General features: G+C 45.5%; 7 protein-coding genes and 1 pseudogene. 5 read left to right on the top strand and 3 right to left on the bottom strand.

Annotation, left to right across the window (positions count from 1 at the left end):
• Positions 1–50: 50 nt before the first annotated feature.
• The gene (locus tag DW917_RS11290; RefSeq protein WP_118118791.1) at positions 51–2,150 is read right to left on the bottom strand and encodes an AAA domain-containing protein; all 2,100 of its coding nucleotides are present in this window, start codon (positions 2,148–2,150) and stop codon (positions 51–53) included.
• A 339-nt stretch (positions 2,151–2,489) separates the two neighbouring features.
• Between DW917_RS11290 and DW917_RS11285 the strand changes: the two genes are divergently transcribed.
• A complete protein-coding gene (locus DW917_RS11285) occupies positions 2,490–3,368 on the top strand; it encodes an ABC transporter ATP-binding protein (protein WP_118118789.1) in 879 nt (292 codons plus the stop codon).
• Between the two features lie 123 nt (positions 3,369–3,491).
• Here the strand turns inward: DW917_RS11285 and DW917_RS11280 are convergent, their stop codons facing one another.
• Together DW917_RS11280 and DW917_RS11275 are read right to left on the bottom strand one after the other, a co-directional pair.
• Complete coding sequence (locus DW917_RS11280) at positions 3,492–4,934, bottom strand: ATP-binding protein (RefSeq protein ID WP_158570127.1); 1,443 nt, start codon at positions 4,932–4,934, stop codon at positions 3,492–3,494.
• Between the two features lie 180 nt (positions 4,935–5,114).
• Positions 5,115–9,248 carry a two-component regulator propeller domain-containing protein gene (locus DW917_RS11275; RefSeq protein ID WP_118118785.1) on the bottom strand — a complete coding sequence of 1,378 codons (4,134 nt, stop codon included), beginning with the start codon at positions 9,246–9,248 and terminating at the stop codon, positions 5,115–5,117.
• 197 nt (positions 9,249–9,445) lie between these two features.
• Here DW917_RS11275 and DW917_RS11270 point away from each other — a divergent pair.
• The 4 genes and pseudogenes from DW917_RS11270 (at position 9,446) to DW917_RS11255 (ending at position 19,289) form a co-directional block, all read left to right on the top strand.
• Positions 9,446–12,578 (top strand): annotated as a pseudogene (locus DW917_RS11270) (SusC/RagA family TonB-linked outer membrane protein).
• Positions 12,579–12,595: 17 nt separating this feature from the next.
• Positions 12,596–14,542, top strand: coding sequence for a RagB/SusD family nutrient uptake outer membrane protein (locus DW917_RS11265; protein ID WP_118118783.1), 1,947 nt, complete (start codon positions 12,596–12,598; stop codon positions 14,540–14,542).
• A gap of 57 nt (positions 14,543–14,599) precedes the next feature.
• Positions 14,600–17,566, top strand: coding sequence for a SusC/RagA family TonB-linked outer membrane protein (locus DW917_RS11260; RefSeq protein WP_118118781.1), 2,967 nt, complete (start codon positions 14,600–14,602; stop codon positions 17,564–17,566).
• Positions 17,567–17,591: 25 nt separating this feature from the next.
• On the top strand, positions 17,592–19,289 hold the full coding sequence (locus DW917_RS11255; protein ID WP_118118779.1) for a RagB/SusD family nutrient uptake outer membrane protein: 1,698 nt from the start codon (positions 17,592–17,594) through the stop codon (positions 19,287–19,289).
• The last annotated feature ends 9 nt before the right edge of the window (positions 19,290–19,298 follow it).

Below are 19,298 nucleotides of genomic sequence, written 5' to 3'. Positions count from 1 at the left end.
TCTGTTTGTTCCTAAGTGACAACCTTTTTCAGGGAAGTACATTCCTTGTCTTATTCATCATTATTGAGTCCCTCCACATACTCCCACAGTTTCTTGTAGAAAGGATGCTGGGTCATCGTGTCTTTATTGCCGAGGATGATGAGCTTCATGCGGGCTCTCGTCATCGCCACATTCATGCGTCGAAGGTCTTTCAGGAAACCAATCTGTCCTTCATCGTTGGAACGCACCAGGGAGATGAGAATCACATCGCGCTCCTGTCCCTGGAAACCATCCACCGTATTGACGCTGATCAGGCGACGGTAAGGCTTGAAGAATTCATACTTCTTGATGAGTTTCTTGAGATACTGCACCTGGGCACGATAAGGCGAAATGATGCCTACGTCGATACTATCGCCCAATACACGTTGCTTGCCTATCTTCGTAAAATATTCAGCTAAGGTCAGGAGGGTAAGTTCAGCTTCCGCCTTGTTGATACGCCCGAAACTCTCGCCCACAAACTGTTCCTTGAAGTTCAAATCAGAATTTTGATTGGCTGCAGATGAAGAAGATGATGTGGAAGCAGAATCCTCAGGAGCATCTTCTCCTTCTATCGTTATCTGATTCTCCTCGTTTGAAGTATCAATCCAGGATATCGGATGGTCGAAATCGAGAATGCTGCGATATTTGATTTGCGGCGCACTCTCCACCTGACCTCCATAAAACCAGTCGCTGGAGAATCGCATGATATCCTCGTTCATGCGGTACTGTATCTTCAAGAGGGTCACTACCTCTGGCTTGTTTTCTGCGATACGCTCCATCAAGGTTTTGCCCAGTCCAGCTCTCAACGCAGCGATGCTCTTCACCGTAGGCGGCAACTGACAATGGTCGCCCGCTAAGATCACCCTGCTGGCTCTTCTCATCGGAATCCAACAGGCTGCCTCAAGCGCCTGTGCAGCCTCGTCGATAAAGAGGGTGCCGAACTTCATGCCTTCCAGCAGACGATGAGCGGAACCCACAAGCGTACAGGCGATGACACGTGCCTCGCCAAAGAGTTCTGCATTAATACGGATTTCTATCTCGGCAGCACGGCTTCTCAGTCTGTCCATCTTCTGATGAAAACTCTCGCTCCCTTTCTTGCGGTTGGAGCGCAATTCGCGGATAGCCTTGCGTATCGTCCAGAGTTGCGGATAATCAGGATGGCTTTCAAAACGACGCTCATAGGTAAAACCGAGCATCTTGTCGTTGACCCTTGTCGGATTGCCGATGCGAAGCACGTTGATGCCTCTATCCACGAGTTTTTCAGAAATCCAGTCCACCGCCATATTGCTCTGTGCACACACTAATACCTGGCTCTCCCTCATCAGGGTTTCATTAATAGCTTCTACCAGAGTCGTCGTTTTTCCCGTTCCCGGAGGTCCATGCACGATGGCCACATCCTTTGCCCAGAGCACCTCGTTCACGGCTCTTTCCTGGGTAGGATTGAGCCAAGGGAACTTCATGGGTTCAAAGGAAAACCTGCCTGCTTTCTGATGAGAATAGAAAAGATCTCGCAGATAAGCCAGACGGTTATTCTTTGCCTTCATCGTACGGTCGAGCGCTTCAAACATCAGTTTGTAACTCGTTTCATCGAAGGACAACTGCACGCCGATGGGCTCTTCTGTCTGCAAGTCGAGCAAGGAAAGAGAATCAGGCACATTAATCACCATTCTGTCACCATCCACATAGCTGACCGTACCGGTAAAGGAGAAATATTTAATGCTCTTGGGATTGGAAGCAGAAGAGGAAGACGCTGCACCTTGAGACAAAGATATTGTGTTTTGAGATGAGGACATTGCACTTGGAGAGGAAGAAGCTGCACTTTTGAATGAAGCATGGGAAGAAATTTCCCCTGGATGATTCTTGACCTGAAAGAACACGACTGGTCGCCCGAACTCAAAATTGTGGTCAATCTCTTCGTCGGAGGTACGGAACACCTCTATGGATTTTTGATTGAGCGAATTATAGAAGCTTTTGCCTATACGTAGTGGAAACCAAGCGTCACCACGTTTCACCTTGCGTCGCATGCCGATTTGTTCCGTCAGTTTGCGAAAAGCCTCCTTTTCAGTATAATACTCCAACTGAAGAAGAGTGCGTTGCTGCAATAAAGCCTGTATAGGAGAAGTTTGTTCCATTTTTGATTCTTTACTTTTCAAATAAGTTATATATTTTACTTTTCATATAAGTTATATATAGAGATAAAACGCATTTTTTGGGGAATTATTATTTGAAAGATTCGGATTTTTATGAAATAAACTTTTAAACTTTATAAAATAAGCAATGGATGTCTATGAGATAAATTGAAATAAGCAATGGATGTCCATGAGATAAAATGGCTTAGCATCAATCGAAACGAATGCGTTAAAGTTGGTTATTTTTATCCCGAGTGTGGCTATTATCAAATCAAAAGTCGTAATTTTGCACTTGAGAGCACAAAAAACGAGAAGGTTATTTCATAAAGTCAAAGAAGCGAGATGAAGAAAACTATCATTCTTGAAAATACAACTATCGGCTATCATTCGAGCGGTCAGAATCGAATTGTAGCCCAAAATATCAACGCCTCTCTGCAAAGTGGCGAACTCACCTGTCTGATAGGTGCGAATGGTACCGGTAAATCAACCTTGCTACGTACACTCTCAGCCTTCCAACCACCTTTGGAAGGAGACATTCTCTTATCGAAAACTTCAGAATCAGACCATCTCCTATCCGTCAGCATGTTTTCCCAAAAGCAACTGGCAAAATCCATCAGCGTAGTTCTAACCGCCCAAATGGACGACATCCATCTGAAGGTAGAAGAAATCATCGGTCTGGGGCGCTCTCCTTATTCTAATTTCTGGGGTTCACTCTCTCAGGAAGACCAGAAGATAGTGAACGAAGCCATTCATGAAGTAGGAATCCAACACCTCAGAGGTCGCATATTCAATACTTTAAGCGATGGAGAACGCCAGAAAGTAATGATAGCCAAAGCCTTAGCCCAGCAGACCCCCATTATCCTGCTGGACGAGCCAACCGCCTTTCTTGATTTTCCAAGCAAGGTGGAAACCCTACTCATGCTCAAGCGACTGGCCCATCAACTCCAGAAGTCTATCCTCATTTCTACTCATGATGTAGAAATCGCCCTGCAACTGGCAGACAAGATTTGGCTCATAGAGAAACTTCCTTGCAATCTGGAGGAAACAGAAAATCACAACGAAGAAGATCATCATGACAAGAAAGAAGCAGGCAATTCCGTATTATCCGTAGGAACTCCCCAGGAATTGGCAGACAAGGGTACACTCTCCCACTTCTTAGACACCCCGGAAATCACTTTCGACAAAAAGACCATGAAAATTCATTTTTCTATGAAATCTTAGTTCAACGTCGCCGAACAAAGATTTTCTGGTGTACCCTTGTTACTTCTTAGCCAGTAATCATACAATCTTCTTGCAGTATTCTGCGTTCGTAAAGTGAGAAGAGCCTCTATGCTTTTGGAGTTTTTAGATACGGAATAAGTCATCCATAGTGATAACTTTCTGTATTCTTCCTGCATACTCATTGAACTTCAAACCGTATGTTGTGATGAGTGTCAGATGAAGGGCATTCTTGCATCGGGTTTCTTCCTGAAATGTGCTGAGTTTATGGCGCAAGTTCTTGTCGTAGCTGGCGTTGATGGAGAAATCATCTTCGCAAAACTTCATTTCGCAGATATTACAGATGTGGTCTGCTCGTTCGATAACCAGGTCTATCTGTGCTCCATCCTTTTCTTTTCTGCTCTTCCATGGACTTGATTCAGTCTGTACTCCGCTAATGCCAAGCGCCTGTTTGATTTGTGGCAAATGGTAGATGCAAAGTGATTCGAAGGTGAAGCCTCGCCAAGCCGTAAGGGAGGGTGTCAGTAAATTATCCTGCCAAAAGCTGGGATTGGTAGTCTTCTTGCCATCAATGAAGGAGAGATAGAATTTGCTGTAGAAGTCGGTAAGACGATAGTAAACCTCTCTCTTCGGATAGTCGTATTTGATATACGAGGTGATGAAGTCGCTCACTTCCAGAGTCTTCAAAGTTGTGGAGAGACCGCCCCCATCTGTAAGTTTCGTCAGTTCCTGTATCTCTTTTCTTGTGTACCCTTGTTGCTTCTTTGCCAGTAATCGTACAATCTTCTTGCAGTCTTCTGCATTGGTAAAGAGAGAAGAGTAGAGACGGTCGAATTCTAACTTGAGTTTGGCGTTTGGCTCGAAGAAGAGGCGGTCTATGTTTTGCGCCAGGCTCTTTCCCTTTTGGAGCATAGATATATAATAAGGTATGCCACCTGTAGCCATATAGCATTGTACCTGGTCGAATTTAGACATTACGATATGGTTTGCCTGGTAAAATCTCTCACATTCCCCCAAGGTAAAAGGGCGGAGCTTGATTTCATCTGTAGTTCGATCGAAGAGTCCTCCCTTGTTGTTGAGGAGTTTGTCTGAAATCCAAGAGGTAGCAGAGCCGCAGACGATGAGCATTAAGTTCTCCTTGCCTGCTCCCCATCCATTCCAAAAATGTTCCAAGGCGGTAATGAAGCCAGAACGGGGTGTATCCATCCATGGAAGTTCATCGATGAATACAACTTGTCGCTTGTTGGTGTCTTTTTTTTCCAGCAAGGATATGAGCGCATCAAATGCTTCCAGCCAGTCGGTTGGAACTCGTTTGATATCGCTGCCATACTTGATGAGCGAAGAGTAGAAATTGCTAAGTTGCTGCTCCTTCAGTTTCTTGCCTTGTAATTCGTATGGCGAGAGTCCTGTGTGGTAGAATGCAAACTTGTCGCCTAACAATTCTCTTATCAGAAAGGTCTTGCCGACTCTTCTTCTACCATAAACTACTGCAAAAACAGGTTTGTTTGTTTGATATAGAGCCTCAATCTCCTTGATTTCAGGCTCTCTTCCTATAATCTCTTGTGCCATAATGATGTCGTTATTTTGCTGCAAAGATACTAAAAATATCATTTCGCGCAAAATAACGAATCACTATTTTGCGCGAAATGGGATAAAAAGGTTATTTCGCGCAGAATAGTGATAGGGAGATCGTATTGATTAGTCGTGGAAATGTGCGAAAAAAGCAATGGATTTCCACGACTAATAATACTAATTGACGTTTTTCTGTTGCTCAGCATACTCCTTCGGGAAGATGCCGAACTGTTTCTTGAAGCATTTTGAAAAATACTTTGGCGTGTTGAAGCCCACTTGTATTGCCACATCACTTACCAGAATGTTAGGGTTCGACAGGATGATACGTTGAGCCTCTTTCATTCTAATAGAGTTGATAAAGGCGATAACCGTCTGTCCGGTTGTTGCTTTCATCTTATTATATAATGTTGATTCTCCCATAGCCATATCCTTAGCAAAGGATTCTCTGTCGTAATCAGCATCAGCCAGGTGTTTCATTACCAACTCCGTGGCGCTCGTGATAAACACCTGGTCGGGATTACTAAGATGCACTTTTGACTGTGCTTCGTTCTCTGTGCTTGCCTGGAGTGAAACCTCAGCCTGAATCTTTTCTATTATTTTCTTGCGGTTGGCAAGAAGGGCGTTGATGCGAACTTCCAGATCTTCAAATTTAAATGGCTTGGTAATGTAGGCATCTGCTCCTACGGCATAAGCCTCCGTCTTGTCCTCTTCCTTGTTCTTGGCGGTGAGCAGGATGATAGGCAACTGCCAGAAACTCTTGTCAGACTTCAGTTGTCTGGTCAGTTCGATACCATCCATAATCGGCATCATCACGTCGCTCACCACGAGGTCGAGTTTCTCCTTCATGATGATGTTCATTGCCTGCTTTCCGTTCTTTGCCGTAAGTACATGATAGTTTTTGCTCAGAACCTGCAGCATCAGGGCTAACAATTCCTCGTTGTCTTCAACCACCAGAATCCTGTTTACATTTTTACGGATGAAGATACTTTGGCGAACAGATACCAGCTTAGGTTTGTCCTCAGCTGGTTGAGATACCTGCTTCGTTTCCTGGCTTACCTGTCTGATGGCTTCCTGATTTACTGCATTTGGTTTGTCTGTGTTGTCTATTTCATCTGGTGCATACGCACTTTTCCTGATAGGCAGGGTGATGGTGAAGGTTGTGCCTTTGCCTTCCTGACTTTCACATTGGATATCGCCATGATGCAGTTTCACCAGATCGTGGGTCAACGACAGTCCGATACCGGTACCTGACTGGTTCTGCTTGCGGTAGTCGCCATCGAAGAAACGGGTGTAGAGATGCTTCATTTTCTCTTTCGACATACCGATGCCGTTATCCGAGACGCTGATGACAGCCTGCTCCTTGCTGAGACTGAGCGATACATCTATCTTGCCTCCCACCTTATTATATTTAATGGCGTTGGAGAGCAGGTTGTAGATAATCTTATCCATCTTGTCGGCATCAAACCATGCCATGCCTTCAGTCTTCGGCTTTTCTAAAGATAGGGTAACCTGCTGGTGTTCAGCCATCGGACGGATATTCTCGCAGGCTTCTTCGATGAGCGAAATCAGGTTTCCGCGGCTCACGAGCAGATGCAGCTGTCCTGCCTGCGACTTTCTCACTTCCAGAATCTGTCGCAGCAATCGGGTGGTACGGTTGATGTTGTTGTCCATCACCAGATAATCTTCCTCATACTGTGGTACTCTTTCCTTGAGCTTGTAGATGGTGGCAGAGATGACGGTGAGCGGGGTGAGCAGCTCGTGGGTGATATTGGTAAGGATAACGCCCATCTGCAGGCTGTTTCGGGTCTTCACCCTCTCCTTATACCAGCGGGCTACAGCAAAGATACTCCCTATCAGCATCAGGATATAGAGCATGAAGGCGAGGCGTGACGCATACCATGGCGGCAGCACCTGGATGGTGATGGTGCATGGCAGCTCCTGCCACTTACCATAGCCATCCGTAGCCTTTACCCGCAGGTGATAAGTTCCGGAAGAAAGGTTCTGGAAAACAGCCTTATGCGTACCTTTGATACAATACTCCCAGTCATCATCATAACCTTCCAGCTGGTAGGCATATACGTTTTTCTCAGTATTGCCGTAGCTGAGGAGTGAGAACTCCACGCTGAATTTCTTCACCCTTGCCGGTATCGTGATTTTGCGGGTATAGCCTGGCATCTCTTCCGAAACCTTTTCCTTTTCGATAGAGTCGAGTTGGGCGAAAGGCTGGTCATCGACGAAGATGTCTGTTATCACCAGTTTCGGACTTCTATTTTCTTTTAGTTTAACCTTCATGGACGGCATGAACGAGAAGAAGCTGGTCCGGCTTCCGAAGAAGAGCTCCTTGCCATATCTGCATGCCGTATTTGGCGAGAAGAGAACATTTCCTATGCCGTCCTCGCTGGTAAAGTAGGTGATGTCCTGCGGTTTCTCGCAGTCCTTGCCCCAGATGATATTCACAAGGGCATAGTCGGTGGCGAGCCAGAGATTGCCCCTCTCATCTTCCTTGATGGTGAGCACACGGTCGCCCGGCAGATGATATTCATGGTTCTTTGGTTCAAAAAGGTCTTCCACCTTATTATATAGGAAGAGTCCGCCACTGTTTGAGATAGCCCAGAGTCTTCCTCTCGAGTCTTCGAGGCAGGCAGTGGCATCATCGATGGCGAAATTGTGATGGTCTGGGTTATACTGCTTATATTTCAACGACTTTGGGTTCCTGGCATTGCCCGATATACGGATGATGCCTTCATTATCGGTAGCAAGCCAGATATTTCCCTTCTTATCTTGCGAGATATGGCGGATGTCGCATGAAGTCAAGTCTTTCTTACCTTCCTTCATCGTTATCAGATGGCTCTGATTATCAGGGGTAACGATGCTCAGACCATTGCGCTGTCCTATCCACAGAGTTTTATCTCTCGATTCGAACAAGGTGTTGACGAAATTATCCTGTATGATGGACGGATGCTTTTCGTGCGTAATCTGATAGGCTGGCTTACCCAAAGGCTTGACGATGACACCATAATTGTTGTTGGCTATCCAGATTTCTCCATTGCTTCTCTGGACAATATCCGAGATACTTGTGGTAAAGGCTCTGGATGGGATGTCAGAAAATCCCGGAATCTCCTGGTTGTAGAGTGTTTTGCCAGTCTTTCGGTTGTGCAGGGCGATGCCGTATGGATTCAATCCCAGCCAGAAATTCTCGCCATCGGTAGTGAGTATGGAATATACATAGTTGATGGTGAGATGAGTATGACTGGTATCGAGATTCCAGAGCTTAAACAGCGAAGGCTGGGTGTTGACCTGCAGAATGCCGTTGTTCTGCGTACAGAGCCAGATGTTTCCCTTGCCATCGGTAGCGATATCGTTGTTGAAATTGAGGGGGTTGTTGCCGATGGAGGTATATCCTTTCCATTCTGCATTAGGCATATCTTTTTCGAGATAGCACGCACCTTCTCGGGTACATGCCCAGAGCGTTTTCGTTACAGGGTCGTGTACTATCTTATAGAAGGTATCAAAATGGTTGGTGCTATACGGATATTGATGCATTTCCGGCTGTTGCACATTCTGCGGATTGTCCAGACGCACAACACCATATCCCCAGGTTCCCACCCACAGATGGTTGTGCTCGTCGAGGAAGAGGGAGTAGGCGGAATTGGTGGCGTTGAGTTGTGGATAGCGATAGAAGGTGTTGCCTCCTCGGCGGAAGCGCATGAGTCCTGCCGACCAGGTGCCGATGAGCAGGTCACCGTTTCTGTCTTCTATGATGGCTTTCACGCTATAGTTGGTTATTCTGTTTTTGCTGCCATCTGCGTCAATGAGCCATGTATTCTTATTATGATAGGTATAGAACGTCTCTGTCTTGGAATTGAAGTAAGAAAGTCCGCCATCAGTTCCAATCCATAAAGTTCCATCTTTTGATACGAAGAGGGTATAGATGATGCGCTGAGATTCATCTGGCAGGAAGAAAGTCTTGAACTTTCCGGTGCGTTTGTTCATTCTTACCAGACCATTGCGTGTACCCAACCAGAGATTATCCTGATGATCTTCGGCTATGGAACGGATGGTATTGTTGGGCAGTATGCCTGGCTGGTATGCATTCGTCTTGTAGGTTTTCACATGATAGCCATCGTATGATTTCACTCCGGCATTGGTTCCCACCCACATCATGCCTTCCTTATCGAAGAACATGCAGCTTGCCTCTTCGGTAGGCGCAATGGTTATAGGAGGAAGATAACGGAATGGAAAATTCTGTGCTTTGACCTGGGAGACAAAGCATATCAGACCGATAAGGATGTGAATGACAGTTGTTTTCATGTCTTTTATCTGTTGTTTCTATATTCTTAATTTTTGCTGCAAAGTTATAAAGTTTTTAGTAAAAAGGGCAAATATAAGTAGTTTTTAACGATATGTTCCCTATGAATATCGAAATTTTCTCCTTATATTAACAAAAAATACCGAATTTTGTGCCCAGAATAAACAAAACGTATATAACTAACGAATTTTTGCAACTAATGAAAAAAGTCGATCTAAAAACTTCGTCAAGAAACCTCTTTTTCATGATGGCGATGTCGGCTGGGCTGACATTGTTGCCACAGGAGTTGCTGGCTGTTGAGAACAGCATCCAGGCTGTTCAGCAGGGCAAAGAAGTGGAAGGTGTAGTAAAAGACGCATCGGGAGAACCTATCATAGGTGCTACCGTACGTGTAGTTGGCACTAAGATTGCGACAGTTACCGATATGGATGGTAACTTTAAGATTAATGCCAAAAGTGGACAATCCCTGCAGATTACTTACGTAGGCTGCAAGCCAAAGACTGTAAAGGTGGGGGGGGCGTGGTGCCCTTGCTGTCACTCTTGAGGACGATTCCCAGGTGTTGAAAGATGTACAGGTTGTGGCTTACGGTGTACAGAAGAAGGTAACTGTAACGGGTGCAATCTCTAATATCAATGGTAGCGAGCTGACCAAGGTTCCTACCGGTTCCATCAACAATATGCTTTCTGGTGTAGTTCCAGGTCTTTCTTCTGTACAGTATTCCGGTGAGCCGGGAGCTGATGCTGCTACCATCTTGGTGCGTGGTCAGGCAACAACCAACAATTCAGCTCCATTGATTCAGGTGGATGGTGTAGAGCGTGACTTCAACGACATCGATCCTAGCGAAATCGAGAGCATCACCGTATTGAAGGATGCTTCTGCTACAGCCGTGTTCGGTGTGCGTGGTGCCAATGGTGTAATCCTCGTAACTACCAAGCGTGGCAAGGAGGGTAAGGCTCACATCTCTGCCACAACCTCTATGAGCGTGGTAATGCCTACTAATATGATTAAGTTGGCTAACGCCTATGAGTATGCTACTTATTATAACCAGATGAAGAAGAATGATGGCGTAACCGATGAGAGCGCATTCTTCTCTCCTACTGTTCTTCAGAAACTTAAGGATCACTCTGATCCTATCAAATATCCAGATACCGACTGGATAGACTACTGTTTCAAGGATCATGCCATCCAAACACAGCACAATGTGAATATCTCTGGTGGTACAGAGCGTATGCGCTACTTCGTATCTGTAGGTGCATTCACACAGGATGGTCTCTTCAAGCAGCAGGCTTTGCCTTACGACTTCAACTTCAAGTACAAGCGCTTCAACTATCGTGCCAACTTAGACTTCGATGTAACCAAGACTACCACCATCAGTGTAAACCTGGGGGGGCGTGTTGATACGAAGAATACCCCATACTCTGGTGAGGACAACAACCAGTTGTTCCGTCATCTTTATTGGGCAACTCCTTTCTCTAGTCCTGGTATCGTGAATGGTAAGTATGTGATGGCTTCTACTGACTATGATAGTGACAATATGCCATTTATTGGTGCCAGTGGTCTCGGTGCTTATTATGGTTTGGGTTACATGTCAAAAAACACCAATACCTTGAATGCCGATGTCGTGTTGAACCAGAAACTCGATATGATTACCAAGGGTTTGTCTTTCAAGTTGAAAGGCTCTTACAACAGCGACTATTCTGTTACCAAGCAGCGTGGTGCTAAGGCTGCTTATTATACACCTGTTTCCCAGCCAGATGGTTCTTTGGAATATCGTAAGCATGGCAATGATACCCAGCTTGGATATAGTGAGGGCTTTGGCAAGGGGCGTAACTGGTACTTTGAGACGAGTTTGAACTATAACCGCAACTTCGGTTTGCATCATGTAGGTGCACTTGCTCTTTACAACCAGAGTAAGACATATTATCCATCTACCTATTCTTCTATCCCTTCAGGATATGTTGGTTTGGTAGGTCGTGTCACCTACGACTGGAACAACCGCTATATGGCTGAGTTCAATGTGGGCTACAATGGCTCCGAGAACTTTGCCAAGAACAATCGATATGGTTTCTTCCCTGCTGGTTCTGTAGGATGGATTGTCAGCGAGGAGCCTTTCTTCAAGCCTTTGCGCAAAGTGGTGGACTATTTCAAGCTTCGTGCATCTTGGGGTCTTGTCGGTAACGACAAGATTGGTGGTTCTCGTTTCATGTATACCGACGACCCATACGGATTTGGCAAAGGTTACAACTTCGGTGTAAACAGTGGTAATTTTGCTTCTGGTGCATACGAGTCGGCTAAGCACAATCCTGATGTGACATGGGAAAAGTCTTTCAAGCAAGACTATGGTGTAGACTTGAATATCTTGAACAATCGCTTGAAGGCAACCTTCGATTACTACTACGAGCATCGTAAGGATATTCTCGTGTCTAGTGCCGTGGCTCCTGGTTTTCTCGGTTTCACATTGCCTGCAGCCAACCTCGGAGAGGTGAACAGTTGGGGTTATGAAGTTTCCCTCAAGTGGAATGATAAGATAGGTAAGGACTTCAGCTATTGGGTAGAGGGCAACTTGTCTTACAACCAGAATGAAATCAAGGAACTCTATGAGGCTCCACAGAACTACTCTTGGATGTACAAGAAGGGACACCGTATCGGCAGTCGTAGCATCTTTAAGTATTGGGGACTTTATAGCGACACAGCAGAAGAAGAGTATATGGCACAATATGGCACCAAACTACCTCAGTATGGTTCTAGCCAGATACAGAATGGTGATGCGGTGTATGTAGACTTGAATGGCGATGGTGTCATCGACTCCAACGATGCCTCATACGAGCTGGGCCATACAGACGACCCAGAATATGTCATCGGTTTCAATATCGGTTTCCGTTGGAAGAACTTGGAGGTAAGTACTCAGTGGACTGGTGCTTGGAATGTGAGTCGTATGCTCGATGAAACCTTCCGCCAACCATTGGGTGATACAGGACAGAAGGGCTTGCTGAAGTATCAGTACGACCATACATGGACTCCTGATAATCCTGACCCTAACGCCAAGTACCCTCGTGCTACCATGAGTGGAGCTAAGAACAACTATGCAGGTTCAACCCTCTATGAGGTGAATGCTTCATACTTGCGTTTGAAGAATGCACAGATTGCTTATCACTTCGACTTCCCATTCATGAAGAAGATTAAGATGAACGACTTGACATTGGCTTTGAGTGGCTACAACCTCTTTACCATCACAGACTTCCAATGGGGTGACCCAGAGTCTCGTACAAGTTCTCGTCCATCCTATCCATTGACAAGATCATTCTCTTTGAGTTTGAAAGTTGGATTCTAATATAAATTACGACCATTATGAAATTTAATAAGATAATTATAAGTGCATTCTTCGCATTTGTACTGGCTTCCATGACTACCAGTTGTGTGGACGATTGGAAGTTTGGTGATTCTTTCTTGGAGAAAGCCCCAGGCGGTGATGTTACCAAGGACACCATTTTCAACAATGCTGAATATACTCGTGAGTTCCTTTGGAGAACTTATGCCTACATGTATTATGGTATCCCTTACTATTGGGATGGCAGTGTAGCCGTAAAGATGAACACTGGTGTTTTCGAGACTTTGTCTGACTGCTGGCACAGCCACAACTCTTGGGATGATGTAAACCGTCTCTACTATCCTGGTGCATATGTTCCAGGTGACCGGGGTAAGTTTGGCTATACCAACGAGCGCGTATGGGAAGGCGTACGTTCAGCATACATTTTCTTAGAGAATGTGGATAAGACTCCAGATATGGAGGAAAGTGAGAAGAATCGTTTGAAAGCAGAGGCTAAGTGTATTATCGCTTCTCGTTATTTCGACATGTTCCGCCATTATGGTGGTTTGCCTATCGTGAAGAATTCTTATTCTGGCACCGATGCTACTTATGAGGAGCCTCGTGGTACGGTAGAGGAAACAGTAGACTTTATGGTTGGCTTGCTTGATGAGGCTGCGCCAAACTTGCCTTGGACTGTAGAAGAGGCTTGGGATGGTCGCTTTACCAAGGCTGCCGCTGAGGCTTTGAAGTGCAAGATTCTCTTATTTGCCGCTTCACCTTTATTTAATAGTGAGACTCCTTGTGCAGGCTCGGAGGCTGATGCCGCCAATGCCAATCATCAGGCTTGGTATGGTGATTATAAGGCTGAGCGTTGGCAGAGATGTCTGACCGCTTGTGAAAAGTTCTTCCAGGACCTAGGGGCTGAGGGATATTATAAGTTGGTACAGGCAGAAGGTAGTCATCCAACGTCTGGACAGTATCGTGCAGCTTTCCGTGCAGCTTACTCTAAGCGTGGTACTACCGAGATGTTGATGGGCACTCGTGTTCGTTACAATGGTAACTGGTGGACAGACAATGCCTTTGGTGGCCATAACTACTTATTTGTAAGTGAATGGAATGCCAATGGCGGTTATACTCCAACAGAGGAATTTATGGAAATGTTTGACTGGAAGGATGGCCGTCCATTCAATCTAGACAAGGTATTGCAGGAAGACCCAGATACCATGTTCGTTAATCCTGACAAGAATTTTGACTTGACTCGTGACCCTCGTCTCTATGAGACCATGATTGTGAATGGTGTACAGAAAACTATGAATGATAATGGTAACTATAGTGGTCGCCGTTATGAGAATTGGGTAGAAGGAACTGATGGCGGTAAGGGTGCAGGTGCATCAGAGTCTGGTCAGTTTGCGACAGGCTTAGCCAACAACAAGTTCTATTTCAATGGCGAGACCAATCGAGTTCATATTTGGCCATACGTTCGTTTGGCAGAGGTTTATCTCATCTATGCAGAGGCTTTGGCGCAGAACAATCAGCTCGACAAGGCTATTGAGAATGTGAACTTGATTCGTGCCCGTGTTGGTTTGAAAGGCTTGAAGGAGTCTGACCCATCAAAGAACTGGGGCGACAAGCAGACCGTGCTTGATGCCATCATGAAGGAGCGTGCTGTAGAGCTTGGCTTCGAGGAGACCCGCTTCTTCGACTTGATTCGTTATCGTCGCTCAGACATCTTCCAGAAGCAGTTGCATGGACTTCGTATGTATCGCCAGAAGGATGGCAAAGACTACAACTTCCAGTGGCAGGGTAAGAAGGAAAAGGAGGATGGCTATGAACCAAACTATCCTACTCATTATAGATATGAGAAGTTTGAAATCCAGAATGTTCGTCGTTCTTGGTGGAGCAACTGGGACAACAAGTGGTTCCTCTCTGCATTCCCTCCAACTGAAATCAACAAGAACTATGGCTTGACTCAGAACCCTGGATGGTAATTTCTGAAGAAAGGTATTAAATAACGAATCTTATCATAATATTAAAGAATATAAGATATGAAACGACATATATTATTTGCCTCGGCACTTTTGGCGAGCATTTCTGCGTTTGCTCAGAATGGCAATGTCACAGGTGTGGTAGTCGACAAACTGGGTAATCCAGTATCTGGTGCCTTGGTGGAAATCCAAAATAATAAGCTCATCAAGGCTTATACCGATAAGGATGGTGCCTTCGAGATAGGTGCCAATGCCAACGATAAGTTGATTATTGATGCTCCTGACCAGTCGAAGAAGACTGTAGCCCTCAATGGCAGCAAGGAGATAAAGGTGGTGATGGACTATGCTTCTCGTCCTGTGGAGATTGGCTTTGGCATCAAGCAGAATGTAGAGGAATCTACAGTATCTGTTGCAAGTGCTTCCAATGATGAGTTCAATAAGCGTTCTTCCAAGAATATTGGCAACTCATTGCTCAGTGGTAGTGTGCTCGGCTTGACAGCCCTTCAGGGTGCTGGCGACTACGCTTCTTACGAGCCTTCCTTCTATGTGCGTGGTTTGCAAGGCTTGAACGGCTCTTCTCCGCTCATCTTGATAGATGGTATCGAGCGCAACATCACTTATCTTTCGCCAGAGGAAGTGGAGAACGTGTACGTATTGAAGGATGCTGCTGCCACAGCTCTCTATGGTTACAAGGGAGCTAATGGTGTGGTAAACATCGTAACAAAGCGTGGTAAGTATAAGACCAATGAAATCAAGTTTACTTACGACCATGCATTCAATTGGGAGGCTCGTCGTCCTAAGTTCGTGAATGCCTACGACTATGCTCTCGGTTTGAACGAGGCATACGTGAGCGATGGTAAGTCACCTCGTTATACCGACGAGGAGTTAGGTTATTTTAAGGATGGAAGCAATCCATACCTCTATCCTAATGTAGATTGGATAGGCGAGACCTTCAAGAATAATGGTTCCAGTGACATTTATAACTTGACTTTCCGTGGTGGTGGCGAGCGTCTTCGCTATTATACCAATGTGAATCTCATCAGCAATCTCGGTTTCATTGCTCATCCAAAGGAGAATTCTGGTTATTCTACCCAGAATAAGTATTCCAAAGGTAGCATCCGTACCAACCTAGACATAGACTTAACTTCAACTACCAAGTTGCAGACCAACTTGAACGGAGTCTTGATGGAGGCATCTCGCCCAGGTTTGAGCAGTGATAATCTTTGGGGTAAGATTTATACTGTTCCTGCTGCTGCTTTCCCTATCAAGACCGAAAATGGTCTCTGGGGTGGTAATGCAACATGGACTGGATATTACAATCCTGTGGCATTGACAGAAGGTCGTGCTTACAGCAAGGCTCATACCCGTTCTCTCTTTGCCGATATGACGCTGAGCCAGGATCTTTCTGCCGTTACAGATGGCTTGAGTGTATGGACTCGTATCGCCTATGATAACATTGCTGCTTACTGGGAGAATCATACTAAGGAATACAAATATGGTATGGGAAACTATGTAGGAGGCAAGGATGGTGAGATGTCTGGTGACAGTAAACTCGACTGGCAGAATAAGAACTTCAACTTCGGCGTTGGTGCCAACTATGACCATACCTTCGGTAACCATAGCATCAGCTCTGTATTGATGTGGAATTATGAGTATCGCAACTGGAATGGGCAGAACAATACCCAGTATCGTACCACAGCTACTCTCTACAACCATTATGGTTACAAGGAGAGATACCTGGCAGATGTATCTCTGTCATTGGCAACATCCAATAAGCTGGCTCCTGGTCATCGTACCAATTTCTCACCAACAGTATCCGCTGCTTGGGTACTCAGCAAAGAGAACTTTATGCAGAACGTCAAGTTCATCGACTTCTTGAAGCTGCGTGCATCATGGGGTATCATCAACCTCGATTATATCCCAGCGGAAGGCTATTGGAACCAGAAATTTACTGGTGGCAATATTTATATTATAGGTAAAGACAACAACAACACTTTTGCAAATGGTTGGGAAGAAGGTCGCTTGCCTTCTACTAATGTGATGGCAGAGCGTGCCAGCAAGTACAACATCGGTTTGGATGCAACAGTCTTGGATGGTTTGAACTTGACAGTGGATGGCTACTATCAGCGTCGTGATCGCCAATGGGTTGAAGCTGGTGGTAAAGTTTCTTCTGTTATCGGTACAAGAAATCGCTATATCAATGGTGGTATTGTAGATAGCTGGGGCGTTGAGGTTGGTGCCAACTACGCCAAGGAGATTGCCAAGGACTTGAAGTTGACTGCAGGTGTGAACTATACCTTGTCAAAGAACAAGATTAAGGAAGAGTATGAGGAGCCTCGCTCTTACGACTATTTGAATCGTACAGGAAACCCTGTAGGTCAGATTTTCGGTTTGCAGGCAGTAGGTTTCTTCAAGGATCAAGCTGACATCGACAACAGTCCTGCACAGCAGTTCTCTGAGGTAAAGCCTGGCGACATCAAGTATAAAGACCAGAACGGTGATGGAATCATCAATGAGGACGATGTGGTAAAGATGGGCTATAATACTACTTGTCCAGAGATTTACTACTCTTTCAACCTCGGATTAGAATATAAGGGACTTGGCTTTACGGCCACCTTCCAGGGCGCAGCCAACTATTCTGCTTACTTGGATACCCAGTCTATGTACAAGCCATTGGTCAACAACACCAACATCGGTCAGTACTACTTCGATAACCGTTGGACTCCTGCCACAGCAGAGACCGCTAAGTTCCCTCGCTTGACCGCAGAGACCAATGAGAACAACTATCGTTACAATTCTATCTGGTTGGCAGACCGTTCATTCCTCAAGTTGAGAAACATCGAGGTTTACTATAACTTCCCTAAGACTCTGTTGGCAGCAACTAAGTATATCAACAATGCCAAGTTGTATGTTCGCGGTGTAGACTTGCTCTGCTTCGACCATATCAAGGAGTTGGATCCTGAGTGCTACGGCGCCAACTATCCAGTGAACCGTTCGGTATCTCTCGGACTTGTGCTTGGTTTCTAATCATCAACTTTAAAAGAATACGACAATGAAAATAAAGAATATATTGGGTAGCATGGTTTGCTTGGCATTGCTCGCATCTTGCGGTGATGAAATGGATTATCATGAATATACCGATTATGATAGCAAATATGTATTTACCAATTTCGATAATACAGCCGGCTTCATAACCAACATCTATGGCTTCTTAAAGGATGGCTTTGCGCCATACAGTAAGGGTATGCTTGCATCAGCTTGTGATGAGGCTGAATACTCTTGGAAAAATGGTAGCGTACAGAATTTCACCAATGGCTCTTGGAGTGCATTGAATGCCATGGATGACTGGAGCAACAATTACTCTGCTATCCGTCAGGCCAACTATTTCTTGGCTCACATGGATGAATGTGATTTCTCTGACTATAAGTTCAATAAGGATTATGATGCCCAGATGTTACGCTTCAATCGCTACCAGTATGAGGCTCGCTTCCTTCGTGCTTACTTCTACTTCACGGCAGTGGAAAAGTTCGGCGATGTACCTTTCACTACAGAGGTGCTGACTGAGGATGAGGCTAATGCACTTCCTCGTACTCCTGCCAAAGAGGTGTTGGACTTCGTAGTAAAGGAATGTGATGCAATTGCAGATAAGTTGCCAGTGGATTACTCAAAGTTGGGTGATGATGCTGCTGCTAACGAGACGGGACGCGTAGGCAAACTTGCTGTCTTGGCTTTGAAGGCTCGTACCTTGCTTTATGAGGCAAGTCCTCTCTTCAATACCAATAACGACAAAGAACTTTACCATCAGGCTGCTCTTGCTAGCAAAGCTGTTATCGATGCTTGTTTGGCAAATGGTGTGCAGCTCGGTAAGTATTCAGACCTGTGGGGTTCCAACAACTGGCAAGCAAAGGAGCTCATCTTCGCTATCCGTATGGGTGCTATGAATGCTTTCGAGTACTATAACTATCCACGTGGCTTGGAGAATGGTAATGGTGGCAACTGCCCAACCCAGACTCTCGTAGATGCTTACGAGATGCAGAAGACTGGTAAGCTCTGGAACGAGGAGGGCAGTGGCTATGATGCCCAGAATCCATACGCTGGTCGTGACCCACGTTTTGCCATGACTATCGCCGTGAACGGTGAGAAAAAGTGGCCTTCATACAATGGTGATGCCCTGGAGACTTACTATGGTGGCAAGAATGGTGAGCCTATTGTGGGTGCTACTCCTACAGGTTACTATCTGAAGAAGTATTGCGATGGATCTGTCAACATCTCTTCTGTCAACAGCACCAATTCTCCTCATGCCTGGATTGTGTTCCGCCTGGGTGAGTTCTATCTCAACTATGCTGAGGCTACCTTCAAGTATCTTGGCAGTGCTGATGCTACAACGGTAGAGTTGCCTAAGTCTGCACGTCAGGCAGTAAACGTAATCCGCAACCGTCAGGATGTCAAGATGCCTGCTTTGGCAGAAGGCTTGAGTAACGACGAGTTCTGGAAGAAGTATGAGAACGAGCGTATGGTAGAGCTGGCTTTCGAGGGTCATCGTTTCTACGATGTTCGTCGCTGGAAGGAAGGCAGCAAGCTGGCTACCATCACAGAGATGAAGATTACCAAGAATGAGGATGGAACATTCACTTACAAGCGCAATATGGTGAATCGCGGTTGGGACGACAAGATGTATTTCTTCCCAATCTCCAAGAGTGAACTTCTGAAGCATACCAACCCAGACTTTAAGCAGAATCCTGGCTGGTAATCAATCAAA

Origin of the sequence: Prevotella sp. AM42-24 (assembly GCF_003461825.1) — a bacterium.
GTDB lineage: Bacteria > Bacteroidota > Bacteroidia > Bacteroidales > Bacteroidaceae > Prevotella > Prevotella hominis.
This window is presented reverse-complemented; position numbering and strand designations above follow the sequence as displayed.

What these genes read in the sequence shown, in the direction of transcription:
- DW917_RS11255 (WP_118118779.1), top strand. Translation starts at nt 17,592, where the DNA reads ATGAAAATAAAGAATATATTGGGTAGCATGGTTTGCTTGGCATTGCTC.
- DW917_RS11265 (WP_118118783.1), top strand. Translation starts at nt 12,596, where the DNA reads ATGAAATTTAATAAGATAATTATAAGTGCATTCTTCGCATTTGTACTG.
- DW917_RS11290 (WP_118118791.1), bottom strand. Translation starts at nt 2,150, where the DNA reads ATGGAACAAACTTCTCCTATACAGGCTTTATTGCAGCAACGCACTCTT.
- DW917_RS11285 (WP_118118789.1), top strand. Translation starts at nt 2,490, where the DNA reads ATGAAGAAAACTATCATTCTTGAAAATACAACTATCGGCTATCATTCG.
- DW917_RS11280 (WP_158570127.1), bottom strand. Translation starts at nt 4,934, where the DNA reads ATGGCACAAGAGATTATAGGAAGAGAGCCTGAAATCAAGGAGATTGAG.
- DW917_RS11275 (WP_118118785.1), bottom strand. Translation starts at nt 9,248, where the DNA reads ATGAAAACAACTGTCATTCACATCCTTATCGGTCTGATATGCTTTGTC.
- DW917_RS11260 (WP_118118781.1), top strand. Translation starts at nt 14,600, where the DNA reads ATGAAACGACATATATTATTTGCCTCGGCACTTTTGGCGAGCATTTCT.